Source organism: Paracoccus sp. KR1-242 (assembly GCF_049446195.1).
Lineage (GTDB): Bacteria > Pseudomonadota > Alphaproteobacteria > Rhodobacterales > Rhodobacteraceae > Paracoccus > Paracoccus broussonetiae.
Map to the genome: position 1 here is coordinate 1 of NZ_JBMSED010000017.1, position 15342 is coordinate 15342.

Sequence of the window (15342 nt, forward strand, 5' to 3'; positions counted from 1 at the left end):
CCAGAACCGTGCAGGCGCCGCAATCACCCTCGGCACAACCCTCCTTCGTCCCCGTCAGCCGGCGGCTCAGGCGAAGATAGTCAAGTAACGTATCCCGAGATCCCGCCGCGCTCAGGCTGATCTCGGTGTGGTTCAATAGGAAACGGAATTGGGATGGCACTTTGGTTCTCCTGTGGTCCGGGGGCGACGACAGGATCGCCGCCCCCGGCGTTTTCTCATTCACGCCGTGACTTCCGCGACCGCCGAATTGGATGCGAGCCATTCGTCTCGGCGACTGAACAGTTGGGGTGCCGCGGCATTGACGCGCGAGATCACCTGTCCGAGATCGGTGGTCAGCAGCTCGCCATTTTCGACGAGGATCTTGCCCGCGACCATCGTCATGTCCACATCTCCGCCTTGGACAGCGTGGACGAGGTTGTGGTGGATATTTCCGTCGGTGCCGCCGATGAGCGGCGTCAGGCGCGGAATGTTCGAACGAACGGCAATGATATCGGCCTGCTTGCCGATCTCGATCGAGCCGATCTGGTCTTCCAAGCCGATTGCCCTGGCGCCTTCAATCGTGGCCATCCGGCACACGGACCAGGCGTCCAGCGCCGCCGCGTCAAGCGTGGATACCTTCGCAAGAAGAGACGCAGCCTTCATCTCGTCGAACATGTCGAGATTGTTGTTCTCTTTTTCCCCGTCGGTGCCAATCCCGACCGGGACGCCCATCTTGCGCAGTTCGATCACCGGCGCGGCGCCGCTTGCGAGTTTCATGTTGCTGACGGGGTTGTGGGCCACACCCGCGGGATGCTGGGACAGCAGTTTGATCTCTTCACTCGACAGCCAGACGCAATGCGCCAGCAAAATACGCGGGCAGTCCAGCAGACCGAACTTTTCCAGCGCCTCGATGGGGCGGACGCCGTAGCGGCGTTCGGTCTCGGTCACGTCGAAGCGGCTTTCGTTGCTGTGCGTGTGAAAGCCGACGCCATATTCGCGGCTTATCCGGGCCGCGCGGGTCCACGCCTCTGGAGTGCCGTAGAAAAGATGTTCCAGCCCGACCCAGACGCTGACGCGGCCGTCGGCGCCGCCATGCCATTTGCGGATCAGGGCCTCGTTCGTCGAGAGTGTCTCGAAGTAGTCGTGATCGGGATGCTCGCCGACATAGGGTACCAGCACGGCCCTGATGCCCAGATCCCGGGCAACCTCGGCGCTGCCATGCATGTGCCGCCACATGTCCACGATGGTCGTGGTGCCCGACAGCAGCGCTTCGGAATAGCAAAGTTCCGAGGCGAGGCGCGCCTCGTATTCATTCACGACACGGTGCATGGGGTCGATGAACTTCTGCAGCCATTCCCACACCGGTAGCCCTTCTGCCGTGCCGCGCAGGATGCCTGAATGCGCGTGCGTATTGACCAGTCCAGGCATCAGGATGCGATTGGCAAGCCTTTTGACGGCTGCATCCGGGGCACGGGAGCGCACCTGTTCGAAGGTGCCAACATCGTCGATCCGGCCCGCGCTACCGACCAGAATGGCACCGTCCCGGATCACGGTATTCGTGGCATCCATGGTGACGAGATGGTCGGCGTGAAGAATGGTATTGTTCATGGTGTTTCCGATTTCTGTGAAAATTTCTAGGCTTCGACGGCGAGCGCGGCGTCGGCCGCATCGGCCTGGGCGCGCTCGGCGTCACCCAGTCCATTGAAGGCGATGTTGAGCGCGATGGCGGTGAAGGTGGTAAGGATCACCCCGCTTTCGGTGAACAGATGCGTCCAACCCGGCAGTTGCGCAAAGAACTGCGGGGACATCAGCGGAATGACCCCGACCGAAACACTGACGGCCGCGATGAGCACCGTGTTGTAGTTTTTCTTGAAGTCATCCGTGGCGATGATCCGGATGCCCATCATGGCAACCATCGCGAACATGACGGTGGCGGCGCTTCCCATGACGAAAGGGGGTGTCGCGGCGACGACATGCGACAGCTTTGGGACGAGTCCCATCGCCAGCAGAATGAAACCGCCTGCCGCGCAGACGAAGCGGCTTTTGACGCCCGTCAGGGTGACCAGACCGATGTTCTGCGAAAAGGAGGTGTATGGGAAAGCGTTGAACACTCCACCCAGCACGGCACCCATCCCGTCCGCCCTGAGACCGCGGACAAGCGCCTTGTTGGTCGTGGGCCGTCCGACGATCGTGCCAAGCGCAAGGAACATGCCGGTGGATTCGACCAGGGTCACGACCATCACCAGACACATCGCCAGCGAAGCGGCCAGATCGAAGGTGGGCGCGCCGAACGGGAAGGGGGTCACGACGCGCAGCCAGGGCGCCTGATCCATGCCGGTCAGGTGGATTTCCCCCAGCGCCACCGCGGCTGCATAGCCGGCAATAATGCTGATCAGGACAGCGATATTCGCGATGAAGCCCTTGGCAAACTTCACCAGGACGAGGACCAGGACAAGCTGGGACAGCGAGATCAGCAGATAGACGGGCTTGCCGAAGTCGGGGTTTGGTGTGCCGTCGGGCAGCAGTGGCGATCCCCCGGCCGACCATTCGATGCCGACCTTCAGCAGGCTGATACCGATGACCAGCAACACCGAACCGGTGACAACAGGCGGGAAGAACCGCAGGAAGCGCCCGAAGAACGGAGCGATCGCAATTCCGAAAATGCCCGAGACGATGATTGCGCCGTAAACTCCGGGCAGACCAAGTTCGGGATTGGCACCGATAGAGATGATGGGTGCGATCGAGACGAAGGTGACGCCCATCATCACCGGCAGCCGGATCCCGAAACCGAACAGGCCAAGGGACTGGATGATCGAGATCAGGCCCGCGGCAAAAAGGTCGGCGCAAATGATGACCGCCAGCTGGTCCTGCGGCAGGTCAAGCGCCGCTCCGACGATCAGCGGAACGACGATGCATGCCGAATACATGACCAGCACGTGCTGAAGCCCAAGCGCGAAGGTTTGCGCGGGTGGCAATTTGCGGTCCACCTCGTGGGGAGTGTTTTCCATCATGGTCTCTCTGTTGAATCCGATCCGACTTTGAGTCTTTGTTTTCGGATGTTGTCGGTCCGCGGTCGCGGTTGGCGCAAGTTGGGACCGATCTAAAAATCAGATAGGTGGGGGATGGCGTTCAGCCTTGATCAGTTGGTTGCGTTTCAAACAGCCGCACAGTCTCGCTCTTTTTCCGAAGCTGCCCGGAAAATGGGCAAAGTTCAGTCCGCGGTCAGCACAGCGATATCTGATCTGGAGATTGATCTGGGGGTCGCATTGTTCGACCGTAGCGGCCGCTATCCTCTATTGACGGTCGAGGGCGAGACCCTGCTGCAGGAAGTCGAGGCGATCCTGTCCCACTGCCATACGCTGCGTGAACAGGCGGGGCTTTTGCTGGAATCCGGCAATCACAGCCTGACCCTCGCCGTAGAGGACGCGGTGCCCGCCGGAAGGCTGGTTCCCGTGCTAGCAGACCTTCAGGATCGCTTCGCTGGTCTGCAGATTGCGGTGATCTGCCCCAGCGACCTCGTGCGTGCGGTTGCCGACGGCACGGCCGATTTCGGCATGGGTTGCGCTCGCGGCAACTATCCGTCGGAGCTGTCCTTCATCAGGGTCGGCAACGTCACCCTGACGAATGTCGTGCGCTCGGATCATCCGCTGGCCAATCGCGACCATGTCAGGTTTTCGCATCTGCGGGACCATACGCGGCTGGCGTTGCGGGGGCAGTTCGACAGGATTGCCACCAGCGAGTACCTCAAGTCACCGCGCTGCATCCACGTCGAAAGCCAGAACGCTTTGCTTGAATTGCTGCGCGAGGGTGCTGGTTGGGCCACGGTACCCGGACGCCTGGTCACGCAAGACATCCTTCAGGGTGTGCTGACCGAGATCAACCTGAATGCTTATCCGAAGACCGACTGGACGGTCGGCATCGATCTTCTGTGGAAGTCCAGTGTCCCGTTCACCGCTGTGGGGGCCCGCCTGAAGTCGCTGGTGCTGGCAATGGAAACCGAATGAGCGCGCAGCGGTGATCATTTAGGAGCGCATCCCCTCCAGGCGACCAGGAGGGACTTTCCGCGACCTTCCGGCGCTTCGAGGCCGCCTGAGCTTGTGGTCCGATCGCGCTTGAGTATCTGAAACCGCATGGACCGCGTCAGATACACAGAGTTTCAGCCACTCCCGTCCGGAGTTCGTAGTGCGCTTTGCCCCCGTACGGAACTTCGCAGGGCACCCGCACATGTTGCGGGTCAATGCCATCACCGCTTTCGTCTGAACTGGACCTTTGGTCCTGAGAGCCCCGCTTGGCAGGCCGAAGAGCGCCTGTCGACAGGGTCCAAAATGGACTCGCCTTATAGGGCATAAGTCGTTCTCTTCTTTGCTGGTGCGGGTGTCCGAATAAGCTTCCCTGAAGCAGCAAAGCCAGATGGACAACAGGGGAGCGAAGATGTCGATGCAAAGCAAGGTGACAAGGCGAACAGTGCTGTCCGCGCTCGGTGCCGGCAGCGCGGTCATGGCGGCGCCGTGGGTTTGGTCCTCGCAGGCGCACGCTGCCGCGAACGAGATGCTCGTCCGCACGCCGGGCGGCGTCTTTGATGATGTGCGGCAGACCATCGTCTACGAGCCATTCCGCAAGCTGACCGGCGTCACCATCGTCCCTGTTCCGGCGACGGCTGCGCGCCTGCTTGCGATGCACCGCTCGGGCCAGATGGAGGTCGATGCAATCGACACGGGTGACGATGTCCTGTTGCAACTCGATGCCGAAGGTGCACTCGAGCAGATCGACTATGGCAAGTTCAGCCACACCAACCCCGACGATATCGAGGAGACGGTTCGCCATCCGAGTTTCACGGGTTCGTTCAACTACGCCATGGTGATGGCACACAATACCGAGAAGTTCACCGCCGAGACGGCGCCCCAAAGTTGGGCCGATTTCTGGGATGCCGACCGCTTTGCGGGTCCGCGCACCATGCCCGACATGTCAAGCGGCGCGCCGGATCTGGAGTTCGCGCTGCTGGCCGATGGGGTGGCCGTGGCGGATCTTTACCCGCTGGATATCGATCGCGCATTTGCATCGCTTTCGCGCATCAAGGGTGCGGTGACGAAATTCTGGGATACCGGCGCGCTTTCGGCCCAGATGCTTGCCGATCGCGAGGTCTACCTTGCCAGCCTGTGGAGCACGCGTGCCAGCGTCGCCATCGACAGCGGCGCGCCGGTGGCGCTGCAATGGAACCAGAATGCCGTTCTGGGCCAGGCGATCGGCATCGCAAAGGGATCGTCGATGAAAGAGGCTGCCCTGCAGTTCATCGACTTCAACGCCAGTCCCGAGATTCAGAAGGCCTGGTTCTCCAACTATAAGGCCGTTCCTGTCAACAAGCTCGCTTACGAGGCGACTGCACCCGAACTACTGGACCCCGACACCAAGACGCCGTTCACGATTTCCCGCGGTTTCGTACGGGACATCAAGTGGTGGGCAGAGAACCGGGCCGAGGTCAACAATCGCTGGTCCGCCTGGATTGCGGCATAAACAGAAAGGGACGTGAAAATGTTTGATATCGTCAAGACGGGCTTGCTGCCCTCAAGCGCCCCGGTCAACGGCACGGTGAAGGCTGGCGACTACATCACCTCGGTGCAGGTGCCGCGCGACCAGACTACGGGAAAGACCGTGGATGGCGGGATCACCGAACAGACGACCCGCACGCTTGAGAACCTGAAGCAGGCGATCGGGGGGGCGGAGGCCGTGCTCGCCGATGTCTACGAGGTCGTGATCTATCTCAAGCGGCGCTCGGACTTCGCCGGAATGAACGAGGTCTACGTCAAGTATTTCCCTGAGAATTTTCCCAGTCGGGCAACCATCATCGCGGATATGGTCGACGAAGCCTGCCTTATCGAGATTGTCGCCCGTGCCTTTGTCGGGAATAGAGGTCGAAGCTGAATGGTCGAACTCAAGGGAAACCAGATCAGTTTCCAGTCGGTAAGCAAGCTTTACAACAAGCTGGCCGTGGTCGACGGGTTCACCGTCGATATCCGGCCCGGCGAGTTCTTCTCGCTGCTTGGTCCGTCAGGGTCGGGCAAGACGACGACGTTGATGATGCTGGCGGGATTTACCGACATATCCTCGGGTAGCATTACGGTCGACGGCGTCGATATTTCGCGGACGGGGCCGGGCGAGCGGGGCTTCGGCATGGTATTCCAGAACTACGCCATCTTTCCGCATCTGAATGTCTACGAGAATGTGGCATTTCCGCTGCGAGCCCGAAAGCTGCCGCGTCAGACAATCGAAGCAAAGGTCCGCGAAGCCTTGCGTGCGGTTCAGATGGAGCATCTGGCCGGGCGCTTTGCGCGCGAGCTTTCGGGCGGTCAGCAGCAACGGGTGGCCATCGCCCGCGCGATTTCTTTCGAGCCGGGCGTCGTGCTGATGGACGAGCCACTGGGCGCGCTGGACAAGAACCTGCGCTATGCCATGCAGATCGAGATCAAGGAACTGCAACGGCGCCTGGGCCTCACTGTTATCTATGTCACCCATGACCAGGAAGAGGCGATGAACATGTCGGACCGGATCGCGATCATGGCAAACGGTGCGATCGCGCAGATGGGTCCGCCGCTTGAAGTCTATGAGAGCCCCCGCTCACGCTTCGTCGCGCGGTTTCTGGGAGAGGCGAACGTGATCGAGGGGAAGATGGCCCGGCTGGCGGACGGAGAAGCCGCCGTCGAGGTCGCCGGGCTGAAACTTGGCGTCGATGGGGCAGGAGAGTTGCCCTCGCCCGGTGAGGAATGTGCCTTATTCGTGAGGCCCGAGCGCCTGAAGCTTTCGGTTGGCGCAGCGCTGCCAGGGTACTGCCACGTGCCGGGCAGGGTCGAGAAGATCGCATTCCTCGGCAATATCACCCGATACGAAATCGACTGGGACGGTCCCGAGGGATTCGTCATCGACTGTGCCAATTCCGACGACTCGCGCCATGCTCATGGTCAGCCGGTTTTCGTGAACTGGAACAGGGCAGACGCGAAGATCCTGACGCGATGAGAAATTCCGGTTCGAAGCTAGAGACCTCACTATTGCTGGGTCCAGTCATCTTGATGTTCCTGTTCGGCTTTGCCGTCCCGATCATCTCGTTCCTGTGGACCAGCATCGCCGAGATCGGCAGCCTTTCCGAAATCGCCGCGACATTCGTGCGGACCGCGGGGTCGCGCGCTGCCATCAGTGCGATGATCACCTCGAACATGATCGCGCTGGTCGTCACGCTCTGCGCGCTGCTGATCGCCTATCCGGTTGCGGCCTATCTTTGTCTGGCGGGCCGCTTCCGCTTCACGCTGGTCATCTTCTGCATCGTGGTGCCCTATTTCACCAGCATGATCGTGCGCACCTACTCCTGGATGATCCTGCTGGGGCGGAACGGCGTCGTGAACAACACGCTGATGTCGCTGGGGATCACCGACGCGCCGCTTGCGCTTCTTTATAACCGGTTCGGTGTCATCGTCGGCATGACGTATATCCTGTTGCCCTACATGATCCTGACGCTGTTTGCGGCCATGAAAAGTGTCGATCCATCGTTCATGCGCGCGGCTCGATCCCTTGGGGCGGGCCGGTTCTATGCCTTCCGCCGGATCTACTTTCCCCTGACGGCGCATGGCGTCGTCTCGGGCTCGCTGATCGTCTTCATCCTTGCGGTGGGCTTTTTCATCACGCCCGCGCTGATGGGCGGACCGCAGGACACCATGACCGCCATGCTGATCCAGCGTTCGGTCGAGATCATGTTCGACTGGACCAGTGCGGCCATCCTGTCGATCCAGCTGCTCGTCGTCACGCTTGCGATCTATTTCGTCTATTACTGGGTCACGGACTCCAAGAAGATGATGGGGGCCTGAGAATGTTCGCTCTTTCGCGTCTGCTTGGCGTTTACGTCGGGATCTTCTGCGTGGCGATGATCGCGCCCGTTGCGATTGTCCTGGTGCTGTCCTTCAGCAATGAGAGCTACCTGTCGTTTCCGCCGGAATCCTACTCTCTGCGCTGGTTCGAGGCCTTTCTGGGCGATGCCGCCTGGCGCCGGTCGATGTCGATCAGCGCCACCGTGGCCGTGCTGTCGAGCCTGATCTCCACTACGATCGGCTTTCTGGCCGCCTATGCCTTCGTTCGCAAAAGCTTTCGATTCAAGAAGGCTTTCCTTGCGACCATGCTGATGCCGATCATCGCGCCGTCGGTCATTATCGCGGTGTCGCTGTATTTCATGACCGCCAAGATCGGGCTGATGGGCAACATGGTGTGGCTGGCCTTCTGCCATTCGGTGATCTCGGTCCCGATCGTGCTGATCATCATGATCGCGGGCGTCAAATCGGTCGATCCAAACATCGAGCGTGCTGCCGTCGGCCTGGGGGCCAGCAAGGCTTATCTGTTCCGGCGGATCATCATTCCGCTGACCTATCCCAGCATCGTCTCCTCAATGCTGTTTTCGTTTCTTGCGTCATTCGACGAGCTGATCATTTCCCTGTTTCTGGCTGGGACGCGCAAACAGACCATGCCGGTCCGGATCTGGAACAGCCTGCACCTTGAGGTCGAACCGGTAATCGCGGCGGTGTCGGCTTTCCTGATCGGTCTGACCTGCCTTGTCCTGCTGCTGAATTATCTGGTCACGCGTCGCCGGGCCGGCTGATCGCGCAGGGCAGGCGCCTGCCGTCCTTGCGCAACCATTCCTGCAAGTGCTGCTCGTATTGGGCAGCCTCGGTCCGCAGGTGGCCAAGGAAGCGATCGATGACACGCTCACGGATGTTCCGGGTCAGCCAATAGGCGTAATAGGTGGAGGTGATCCGGGGGGCGATGGGCCGGATGACCACGTCGCGGTCGAGGAACAGATAGGCTGCGCAGTGATCCACGGCGGTGATGCCGATGCCGCTTTCGACCAGGGCGCAGCCGACCGTCGCCATCGGGGATTCACCGACCGGTGTCAGTTCGATCCCGCGTTCGTCCAGCATCTCGGTGAAGACGTCGTTCAGGCCCTCGCTGGGCGACATGCGGATAAACCGCTCTCCCTGAAAGTCCTCCAGCGCAACCTGTTCCTTGGCAGCCAGTTCATGGCCGGCGGGCAGTACTGCCAGCAGGGGGAAACTGCTGATGAGCGAGCAGGTGATCCCCGGAACCCTGACCTCGCGCGTGCCAAAGCCGATATCCCCCTTTTGCGATCCGACCTGCTCAAGTGCGTCGTTCGAATGCCGTGGCATCACCTTGAAATAGGTGCCCCGGTCCTGCCGGTGATACGAGGCGAGTGCCTTTGGCAGAATGGAGAGCGCCAGACTGGGCACGGCGGCCAAAACCAGAGAATGACCCTTTTCCGCCCGCAACTTGTCGCAGAAGGCGTTGATATGCTCGATCCCGGTGTAGCAGCGATGGATTTCCTCGTAGAGAAGCCGCGCCTCGTTGGTAGGCGAAAGACGGCCGCCACGCCGGTCGAACAGCGTGTAACCGACGATGTCCTCGGCCTCTTTGATCAGCTGCGTCACGGCGGGCTGCGTGACGTTCATCATGGCAGCAGCGCCAGTCGCCGTCCCCGAGGACAGAATAGCCTGAAGCCCTTCGATGTGTCGAAATCTGAGTTGGCGTCTCATCCCCTACCATTCTGACTGCTGCCGGGTCTGCAAGGCACAAACCGGCCTTCCGCCGGCAAGTCTTGCAGCCGGGCGGCCGGGCCACAAGGTCAGCTCAGCAAGCGGATGGTTTTTCTCTGCAGTGAATAGGCTGCAGGGTCGGTGAAAGGCTTTTCCCTGTTCATGATCTGCGACAACAGCAGGCCGCTGCCCGGCCCCCCCGTCATTCCGAAATGACTGTGGCCGAAATTGAGGAACAGGCCCGGATGACGTGCGCTTTCCTCGATCACCGGCAGGCTATCGGGCAGCGAGGGGCGCATTCCCGCCCAGAAGGTCAGGTTCTCGACATTGACCGAGGGAAACGACTGCTTCAATTGACGCGTCAGCATGAAGGCGCGCCTTTCGTCCGGAACGGTGTCCAGCCCCGATATCTCGACCGTGCCCGCGACCCGCAACCCATCGGCCATCGGAGTCAGGCCGAAACTGCGGCTTTTGTTCGAAAGCGTCGTGCCGACGCGCAGGCCATGATCGCGCAGCATGATGTGATAGCCACGTTCGATCTCAAGCGGGACCGAGACAGCCAGCGGCTCAAGAAGCCGTGCCGAATGCGCACCGGCGCAAACGACCACGTTCGGGGCCGTGAAGTTTCCGACGCCCGTCAGCACGGTGAAGTTCCGGCCGCCCGGAGCGGGGATGACTTTCCCCACCTGGTCGTGCACGCGCTGTCCGCCGCCCTTCAGAAAAATCTCTTCCAGCTTTCGCACAAGGCGGGCCGGCGAGACGGTATAGCCATTGCCGGGTACGAAAACCGCGCGTTTCGGACCTGTGGCCATGTCTGGGAACAGGTCGGAAATCTCATCGCGTGTCAAAGCTCGTGCTTCGATGCCATGCCGTTCGCGGATTTCCCGCTCGCGCGCGGCAGTCAGGCTTTCATGCTCGCTTTCCCACAAATGAACCTGCCCGTCATTGCGGATCAGATCGCCATAAGCCTCGCCCACCAGCTCGCGCCAATACGCAAAACTGTCCTTGTGCAAGCTCCGCATGGCGTCCGAAATATTGAGGACGTTTGTCCAGCGCCCCGCCGATATCCATTTCATCAGCCACGGAAAGGCTCTCGCGAAATAGGCGGGACGAACGACCAGCGGACCCATGGGGTCCATCAGCCAGCCTGGGACCTTGCGCAACATCCCGGGCAGCGAGATCGGGACGGCGGTGTCGGGGCTGATCATTCCGGCATTTCCGAAAGACGCCCCCCCCGGAGAGGGGAGCGGATCGATCACCATCACATTCCTGCCCGAGCGCTGCAGGTAGACCGCAGCACATAATCCGACGGTACCGCCGCCGATGATAATGGTGTCGGCTGAATGGGGGGGCATGATCGCCTCATGGTGCTGAATGACTTTTCCCAGACTCATGCGGGATGACGGAATGGCACTCAATATTCGAACCGCTTATAGCGGATAAGCTTCCCCCACTGGCTTCGATCGCATCCGCCGCGGTTATGAGCGGATCCCATTCCTTCATTTCGAATTGTGCTGCTGGTGTCAGATTTGCTGAACCGTCAGAGGTATTCATGTCCTGCAGCCGTGCCGGGGCTACTGAGGGGCGGCGACCGCAGGTCGACCACGAAAATTTCCCCTTCAGCGTTTCAACTCCGATGAACCCTGATTACGAACCACCATCCGACCTTCCGACTTCCGGACGGCGGGGAAGGGGCGCAGCAGCACGATCTTGATGGCTTCGCTGTTCGTTTGTGGCGCAACAGGATGATCGCTCGAGACGGCAATCTGATCCAAACCGATCTGTGACTCCAACCGGTGCGTCAGTGCGGGTCCGTTGCCATAGAGTTGAACGGATTGATCTGCTGATCTGACACCGTTACTTGGCCAGCACTATTGATACGGCCGACCCGCACTTCGGCCAACGTGCCATGGGGTGGGCGCGCGGTTCCCTTCGACCAAGGCATGCGGCACCCTACGTTCCATTTCCACGTCCTGTTCGCAGGCAAGGTCGTACATCTTGCGGTAGTAGGGCAGGTATCGCGCCACGCTTTGGTCGGCCTCGTCCATATGACCGATTTTGCGCTCGAATATCTCGCGAGCTTCCGCGAGCAGTGCACCCTCGTCGATCCGGGTCAGCCCATTTCCATCGCGAACGACCTCACCGGCGACCATGGTCAGCAGGACGGAAGTTCCGGATTCGCAGTGGACAAGTTGGCGAGGCAGGTCGTTCAATGGCACATAGGCGATGGTGCCGAGATCGATCAGGTTCAGGTCGGCCGGGGCGCCGACCGAGATCTGGCCCAGCATCGGTTCGCGCATTGCATGACCGCCGCCCGTCGTCGCGGCGCGCAGGATTTCGCGCGGGTTCGGCCAGCGTTCGTAATCCGTCTCGGTGATGCAATGGATCAGGGCGGCGGTCTTCATCACCGACCACATGTTGACCGCGTCGTCCGCAATCGCCTCGTCCACGCCAAGGCAGATCGGAATGCCCCGGTCCTGCATCGCGCGCCAGCGCATGACGCCGCTGCCAAGGCGCAGGTTCGACACCGGGTTATGGGCCACGGACGCCCCGCTTTCCGCGAGCAGGTCAAGGTCGGCGTCGTCCACCCAGATCGCATGGATCACGTTCATCCGTTCCGTCAGCAGCCCAAGATCGGCGGTATGGCGGACCAATGAACGCCCGTTCAGGCATTCGCGGCCGAAGACACGCTGCAACTTGGTTTCAAGCATATGGGCATAGAAGGGCAGATCGTGGTCACGGCTTAACTGGTCAAGCGCCGCGAAGTATTCGGGGCTGACGCGCTGTGGTGCCGAGCATGAGGCCGCCGCCTTGATCCGTCCGCCTGCCGCACCGTGCCATCGGGACAGGAGATGATCGTAGAGGCCCAGCAGGTCATCTCGCGATGTGGGCGAGGGTCGGCCAAGCTCGGGACGCAGGTCGTCGGGCAGCAACTCGCGCAGATAGGGCAGCTTTTCCAGCTCGCTGACCTCGGGCTGATCCAACGCAAGACGCGCCCGCATGCCGCTGTCGACATAGGCCTGCGCCACGGCGTCGATGATCTCGGGTTCGGGGCGCGGCACGAAGAAGCAGTCATCCTGGACCGAGGTCGTACCGCATCTGAGCATCTCGATGCAGCCCAGCATGGTGCGCAGATAGGCCTCGCGCGGGGTCGGTCGCAGCACGTCCAGCTCGGGGCATTCGTAGAGCATGAAGACTTCGAGCGGCAGCGACGGCAGCCGCCCCTTCATGTGGTTCACGGCCGAATGGAAGTGACCGTTGACAAGGCCCGGCATCAGCAGGTTCCCGTTTCCTTCGATCAGTTTCGCGCCTTCGGGAATGGCAAGGCACTCGCCAATCCCGGCGATGCGCCCCCCGGTGATGCTGATGTCGCAGGTTGAGGTCATGCCCTCCTGCCGGTCGAGGTCCAGCAGGCGCACATTGCGGATTATCGTTGTCATGATGGTTTCCTGGCCGCGTCAGACGCGGGAAGAGCCTTGCTGAAAGGGGATGCGGGGCGTGTCCGCCGGGACGTAGCCGTCGTAGAACCTCTCGACCTCGCCAAAGACCTGCGCGCGCAACCAATGCGTCTCCTGCTCGGACGTATCGCGGGGCTTTGCCAGCGCCTCGGCGATCTGGGCTAGGATGCTTTCGCGGTTAATCCGTGTGAACTGGCCGTCGCGATAGATCACCTCGCCATCGACCAGAACCGCATGGACGTCCTTGGTCTTGGCGCGGTGGATCAGCGCGTCGAGGGGCGCGATGTCCGGGTCCTGATATGGCCAGGTGGCCGAGGAATAGTCGAGGACAACCGCGTCGAACCGCCGACCGGGGTCAAGGCGGCCGATCTCGGCCCCGAAAGCGGTCGTCAGCGCGCCATGTTCCGATGCCATGCGCAGCACCTGCGTTGGCGTGGGCACCGCAGAATGATCCATGCCGGGACCGCGATGGACGGTCAGGGCCATCCGCATTTCCTGCAGCATGTCTCGGTCGTCATTGATCCCGGCCTCGTCGATGCCCATGCCGACGACCATGCCACGCCGCTGCAATTCCATCAGCGGCAGGACGCCGGAGCGCAGGCGGAAATTCGAGGAACAGTTGTGGCAGATGCAGGTGCCGGTCCCTGCGCAGATCTCGATATCTTCCTCGGTCATCCAGACGCCGTGGCCGAGGGTCAGCTGCGGACCCAGGAGGCCAAGTTTTTCAAGGTGCTTGACCGCCGTAGTTCCGGTGCGGCGGCGGGCATATTCCTTTTGATAGGCGGTCTCGAGCAGATGCATGTGCATCGGCACGCCTTCGGCGTCGGATTTCTCCTTGATGGCGAGCAGGCCGTCATCCGTCATCCAGTGCAGGTTCGCCGGTGCAAGCTGGATGCGGGCGCGCGGATTGCGATTGCCGGCCTTCAGCTCGTCATAGAGCGTCATGAAATCGGCGAAGCTCATCTTCTGCCGGGCAAGATGCGCGGCCATGACGCGACTGGCCTCAGCGGGCAGGCGGGCGCAGAAATCCTCGTCCGCCTCATAGACGAAGCGGTTCTGCTCGCGCACAGCATAGCAGTAGGAGGCGCGCATCCCCACTGCCTCATACGCACCAAGGACACCCCGCGCCGCGCCCAGCACCTCACCCAAATCACCGGTCGCCCAGCCCTGGATGTGCTGGACAGTGGTTATCCCCGAGGAGATCATCTCGAAGGCCGAATAAAGCGTGTCGAGATAAGGGTCCAGCTTGCGCATCGAAAGGCGCGCCGCGAACCATAGCTCCAGCGCGTAGTCCGGCGAACCAAGCTGCAGGGGCGTCAGGCCGATGTGATGGTGGCTGTTGACCAACCCCGGCATGATCAAATGGTGCGGGTAATCGGTGACGGTCGCCTCGGGATACGCGGCCTTGATCTCGGCCGCCGGTCCGACCGCCAGCACGATGCCGTCGCGGCTGGCCAGCGCCGCATCATCATGGATGACGGGGGTAGTTTCATCCTGCGCGCCGGTGACGATCCAGCGCGCGGTTACGATTTCGACGCTCATGCGAGTTCCTGTTCCCTGAAGGCTTTCTCGACCTCTTCGGCCAGCAGCGCTTCGCAGCGGCGGGCGCATTCGATCATTTCCGGGCTGCGCAGGTCGCGGGGGCGCGGCATGTCGAGCGTTATCTCGGCCTTGATGCGGCCGGGGCGAGAGGTGAAGACAACGATGCGGTCGGCCAGTGCCAGCGCCTCGTCGATGGAATGGGTGACGAGAAGGACCGAGGCCTTCGAACTCTCCCAGATGTCCAGCAGATGCTGCTGCATTCTTGCCCGCGTCTGGATGTCGAGCGCGGCGAAGGGTTCGTCCATCAGCAGCACCCGGGGCCGCATCGCCAGAGCCCGTGCCAGCGCCGCGCGCTGCCGCATCCCGCCCGACAATTCATGCGGGCGCTTGCCGCCGGAATTGGCAAGGCCGACCAGCTTCAGCAGGCGTTCCGCCGCCTCCGTCCGTTTCGCGGGCGGGTGGCCCGCGATCTTCAGCCCGAAGGTCACGTTATCCCGCACCGTCAGCCACGGATACAGCGAGGCTTCCTGAAAGATCAGGCTGCGATCGGGAGAGGGTTCGGTGATCTCGATTCCGTCGAAACTGGCATTCCCCGAAGTCGGCTTTTCCAGCCCCGCGACAATATAGAGAAGCGAGCTTTTCCCGCAGCCCGAGGGGCCAAGCAGCACGACGAATTCGCCCGGTGCGACATCCAGCGTCAGGTTGCTGACCGCCGGGACCGGGTCAGGCCCGTCCGCATTCCAGATTTTCGAGACATTCTTGATCGACAATCCAAGCATGGG

General features: G+C 61.5%; 14 protein-coding genes. 6 read left to right on the forward strand and 8 right to left on the reverse strand.

What is annotated here, in order from left to right:
• The 3 genes from ACO2Q4_RS21525 to ACO2Q4_RS21535 all read right to left on the reverse strand — a co-directional run.
• Positions 1 to 160 (reverse strand): 2Fe-2S iron-sulfur cluster-binding protein (locus ACO2Q4_RS21525; RefSeq protein ID WP_423321951.1); only part of this gene is annotated, 160 nt, incomplete at its 3' end.
• Positions 161 to 219: 59 nt separating this feature from the next.
• Positions 220 to 1587: an amidohydrolase family protein gene (locus ACO2Q4_RS21530; RefSeq protein WP_423321848.1), complete on the reverse strand. Its 1368-nt coding sequence runs from the start codon at positions 1585 to 1587 to the stop codon at positions 220 to 222.
• A 26-nt stretch (positions 1588 to 1613) separates the two neighbouring features.
• On the reverse strand, positions 1614 to 2987 hold the full coding sequence (locus tag ACO2Q4_RS21535; RefSeq protein ID WP_311761682.1) for a nucleobase:cation symporter-2 family protein: 1374 nt from the start codon (positions 2985 to 2987) through the stop codon (positions 1614 to 1616).
• Between the two features lie 114 nt (positions 2988 to 3101).
• Here ACO2Q4_RS21535 and ACO2Q4_RS21540 point away from each other — a divergent pair, with 114 nt between their 5' ends.
• The 6 genes from ACO2Q4_RS21540 to ACO2Q4_RS21565 all read left to right on the forward strand — a co-directional run bounded on the left by ACO2Q4_RS21540 (position 3102) and on the right by ACO2Q4_RS21565 (position 8611).
• On the forward strand, positions 3102 to 3983 hold the full coding sequence (locus tag ACO2Q4_RS21540) for a LysR family transcriptional regulator (RefSeq protein WP_395133607.1): 882 nt from the start codon (positions 3102 to 3104) through the stop codon (positions 3981 to 3983).
• A 427-nt stretch (positions 3984 to 4410) separates the two neighbouring features.
• The gene (locus tag ACO2Q4_RS21545; RefSeq protein ID WP_395133605.1) at positions 4411 to 5490 is read left to right on the forward strand and encodes a polyamine ABC transporter substrate-binding protein; all 1080 of its coding nucleotides are present in this window, start codon (positions 4411 to 4413) and stop codon (positions 5488 to 5490) included.
• 18 nt (positions 5491 to 5508) lie between these two features.
• Positions 5509 to 5898: a RidA family protein gene (locus ACO2Q4_RS21550; protein WP_423321851.1), complete on the forward strand. Its 390-nt coding sequence runs from the start codon at positions 5509 to 5511 to the stop codon at positions 5896 to 5898.
• Positions 5899 to 6987: an ABC transporter ATP-binding protein gene (locus tag ACO2Q4_RS21555; protein ID WP_423321853.1), complete on the forward strand. Its 1089-nt coding sequence runs from the start codon at positions 5899 to 5901 to the stop codon at positions 6985 to 6987.
• 32 nt (positions 6988 to 7019) lie between these two features.
• On the forward strand, positions 7020 to 7829 hold the full coding sequence (locus ACO2Q4_RS21560; RefSeq protein WP_395133599.1) for an ABC transporter permease: 810 nt from the start codon (positions 7020 to 7022) through the stop codon (positions 7827 to 7829).
• A gap of 2 nt (positions 7830 to 7831) precedes the next feature.
• The gene (locus ACO2Q4_RS21565; protein ID WP_311761676.1) at positions 7832 to 8611 is read left to right on the forward strand and encodes an ABC transporter permease; all 780 of its coding nucleotides are present in this window, start codon (positions 7832 to 7834) and stop codon (positions 8609 to 8611) included.
• Here ACO2Q4_RS21565 and ACO2Q4_RS21570 read toward each other — a convergent pair.
• The 5 genes from ACO2Q4_RS21570 to ACO2Q4_RS21590 form a co-directional block, all read right to left on the reverse strand.
• Entirely contained in the window at positions 8589 to 9560 is a 972-nt protein-coding gene (locus ACO2Q4_RS21570) for a LysR substrate-binding domain-containing protein (protein WP_311761675.1), read from the reverse strand. The two genes, ACO2Q4_RS21565 and ACO2Q4_RS21570, sit on opposite strands and share 23 nt — an antisense overlap.
• 89 nt (positions 9561 to 9649) lie before the next feature.
• Positions 9650 to 10915 (reverse strand): NAD(P)/FAD-dependent oxidoreductase, encoded by a 1266-nt coding sequence (locus tag ACO2Q4_RS21575; protein WP_423321856.1) that lies wholly within the window; start codon positions 10913 to 10915, stop codon positions 9650 to 9652.
• Between the two features lie 516 nt (positions 10916 to 11431).
• Positions 11432 to 13000, reverse strand: a complete 1569-nt coding sequence (locus ACO2Q4_RS21580) for an amidohydrolase family protein (protein ID WP_423321858.1) — start codon at positions 12998 to 13000, stop codon at positions 11432 to 11434.
• A gap of 18 nt (positions 13001 to 13018) precedes the next feature.
• Positions 13019 to 14560, reverse strand: coding sequence for an amidohydrolase family protein (locus ACO2Q4_RS21585; RefSeq protein WP_423321860.1), 1542 nt, complete (start codon positions 14558 to 14560; stop codon positions 13019 to 13021).
• Positions 14557 to 15339 (reverse strand): ABC transporter ATP-binding protein, encoded by a 783-nt coding sequence (locus ACO2Q4_RS21590; protein ID WP_311761671.1) that lies wholly within the window; start codon positions 15337 to 15339, stop codon positions 14557 to 14559. The genes ACO2Q4_RS21585 and ACO2Q4_RS21590 overlap by 4 nt, the downstream gene beginning before the upstream one ends.
• Positions 15340 to 15342: the final 3 nt, after the last annotated feature.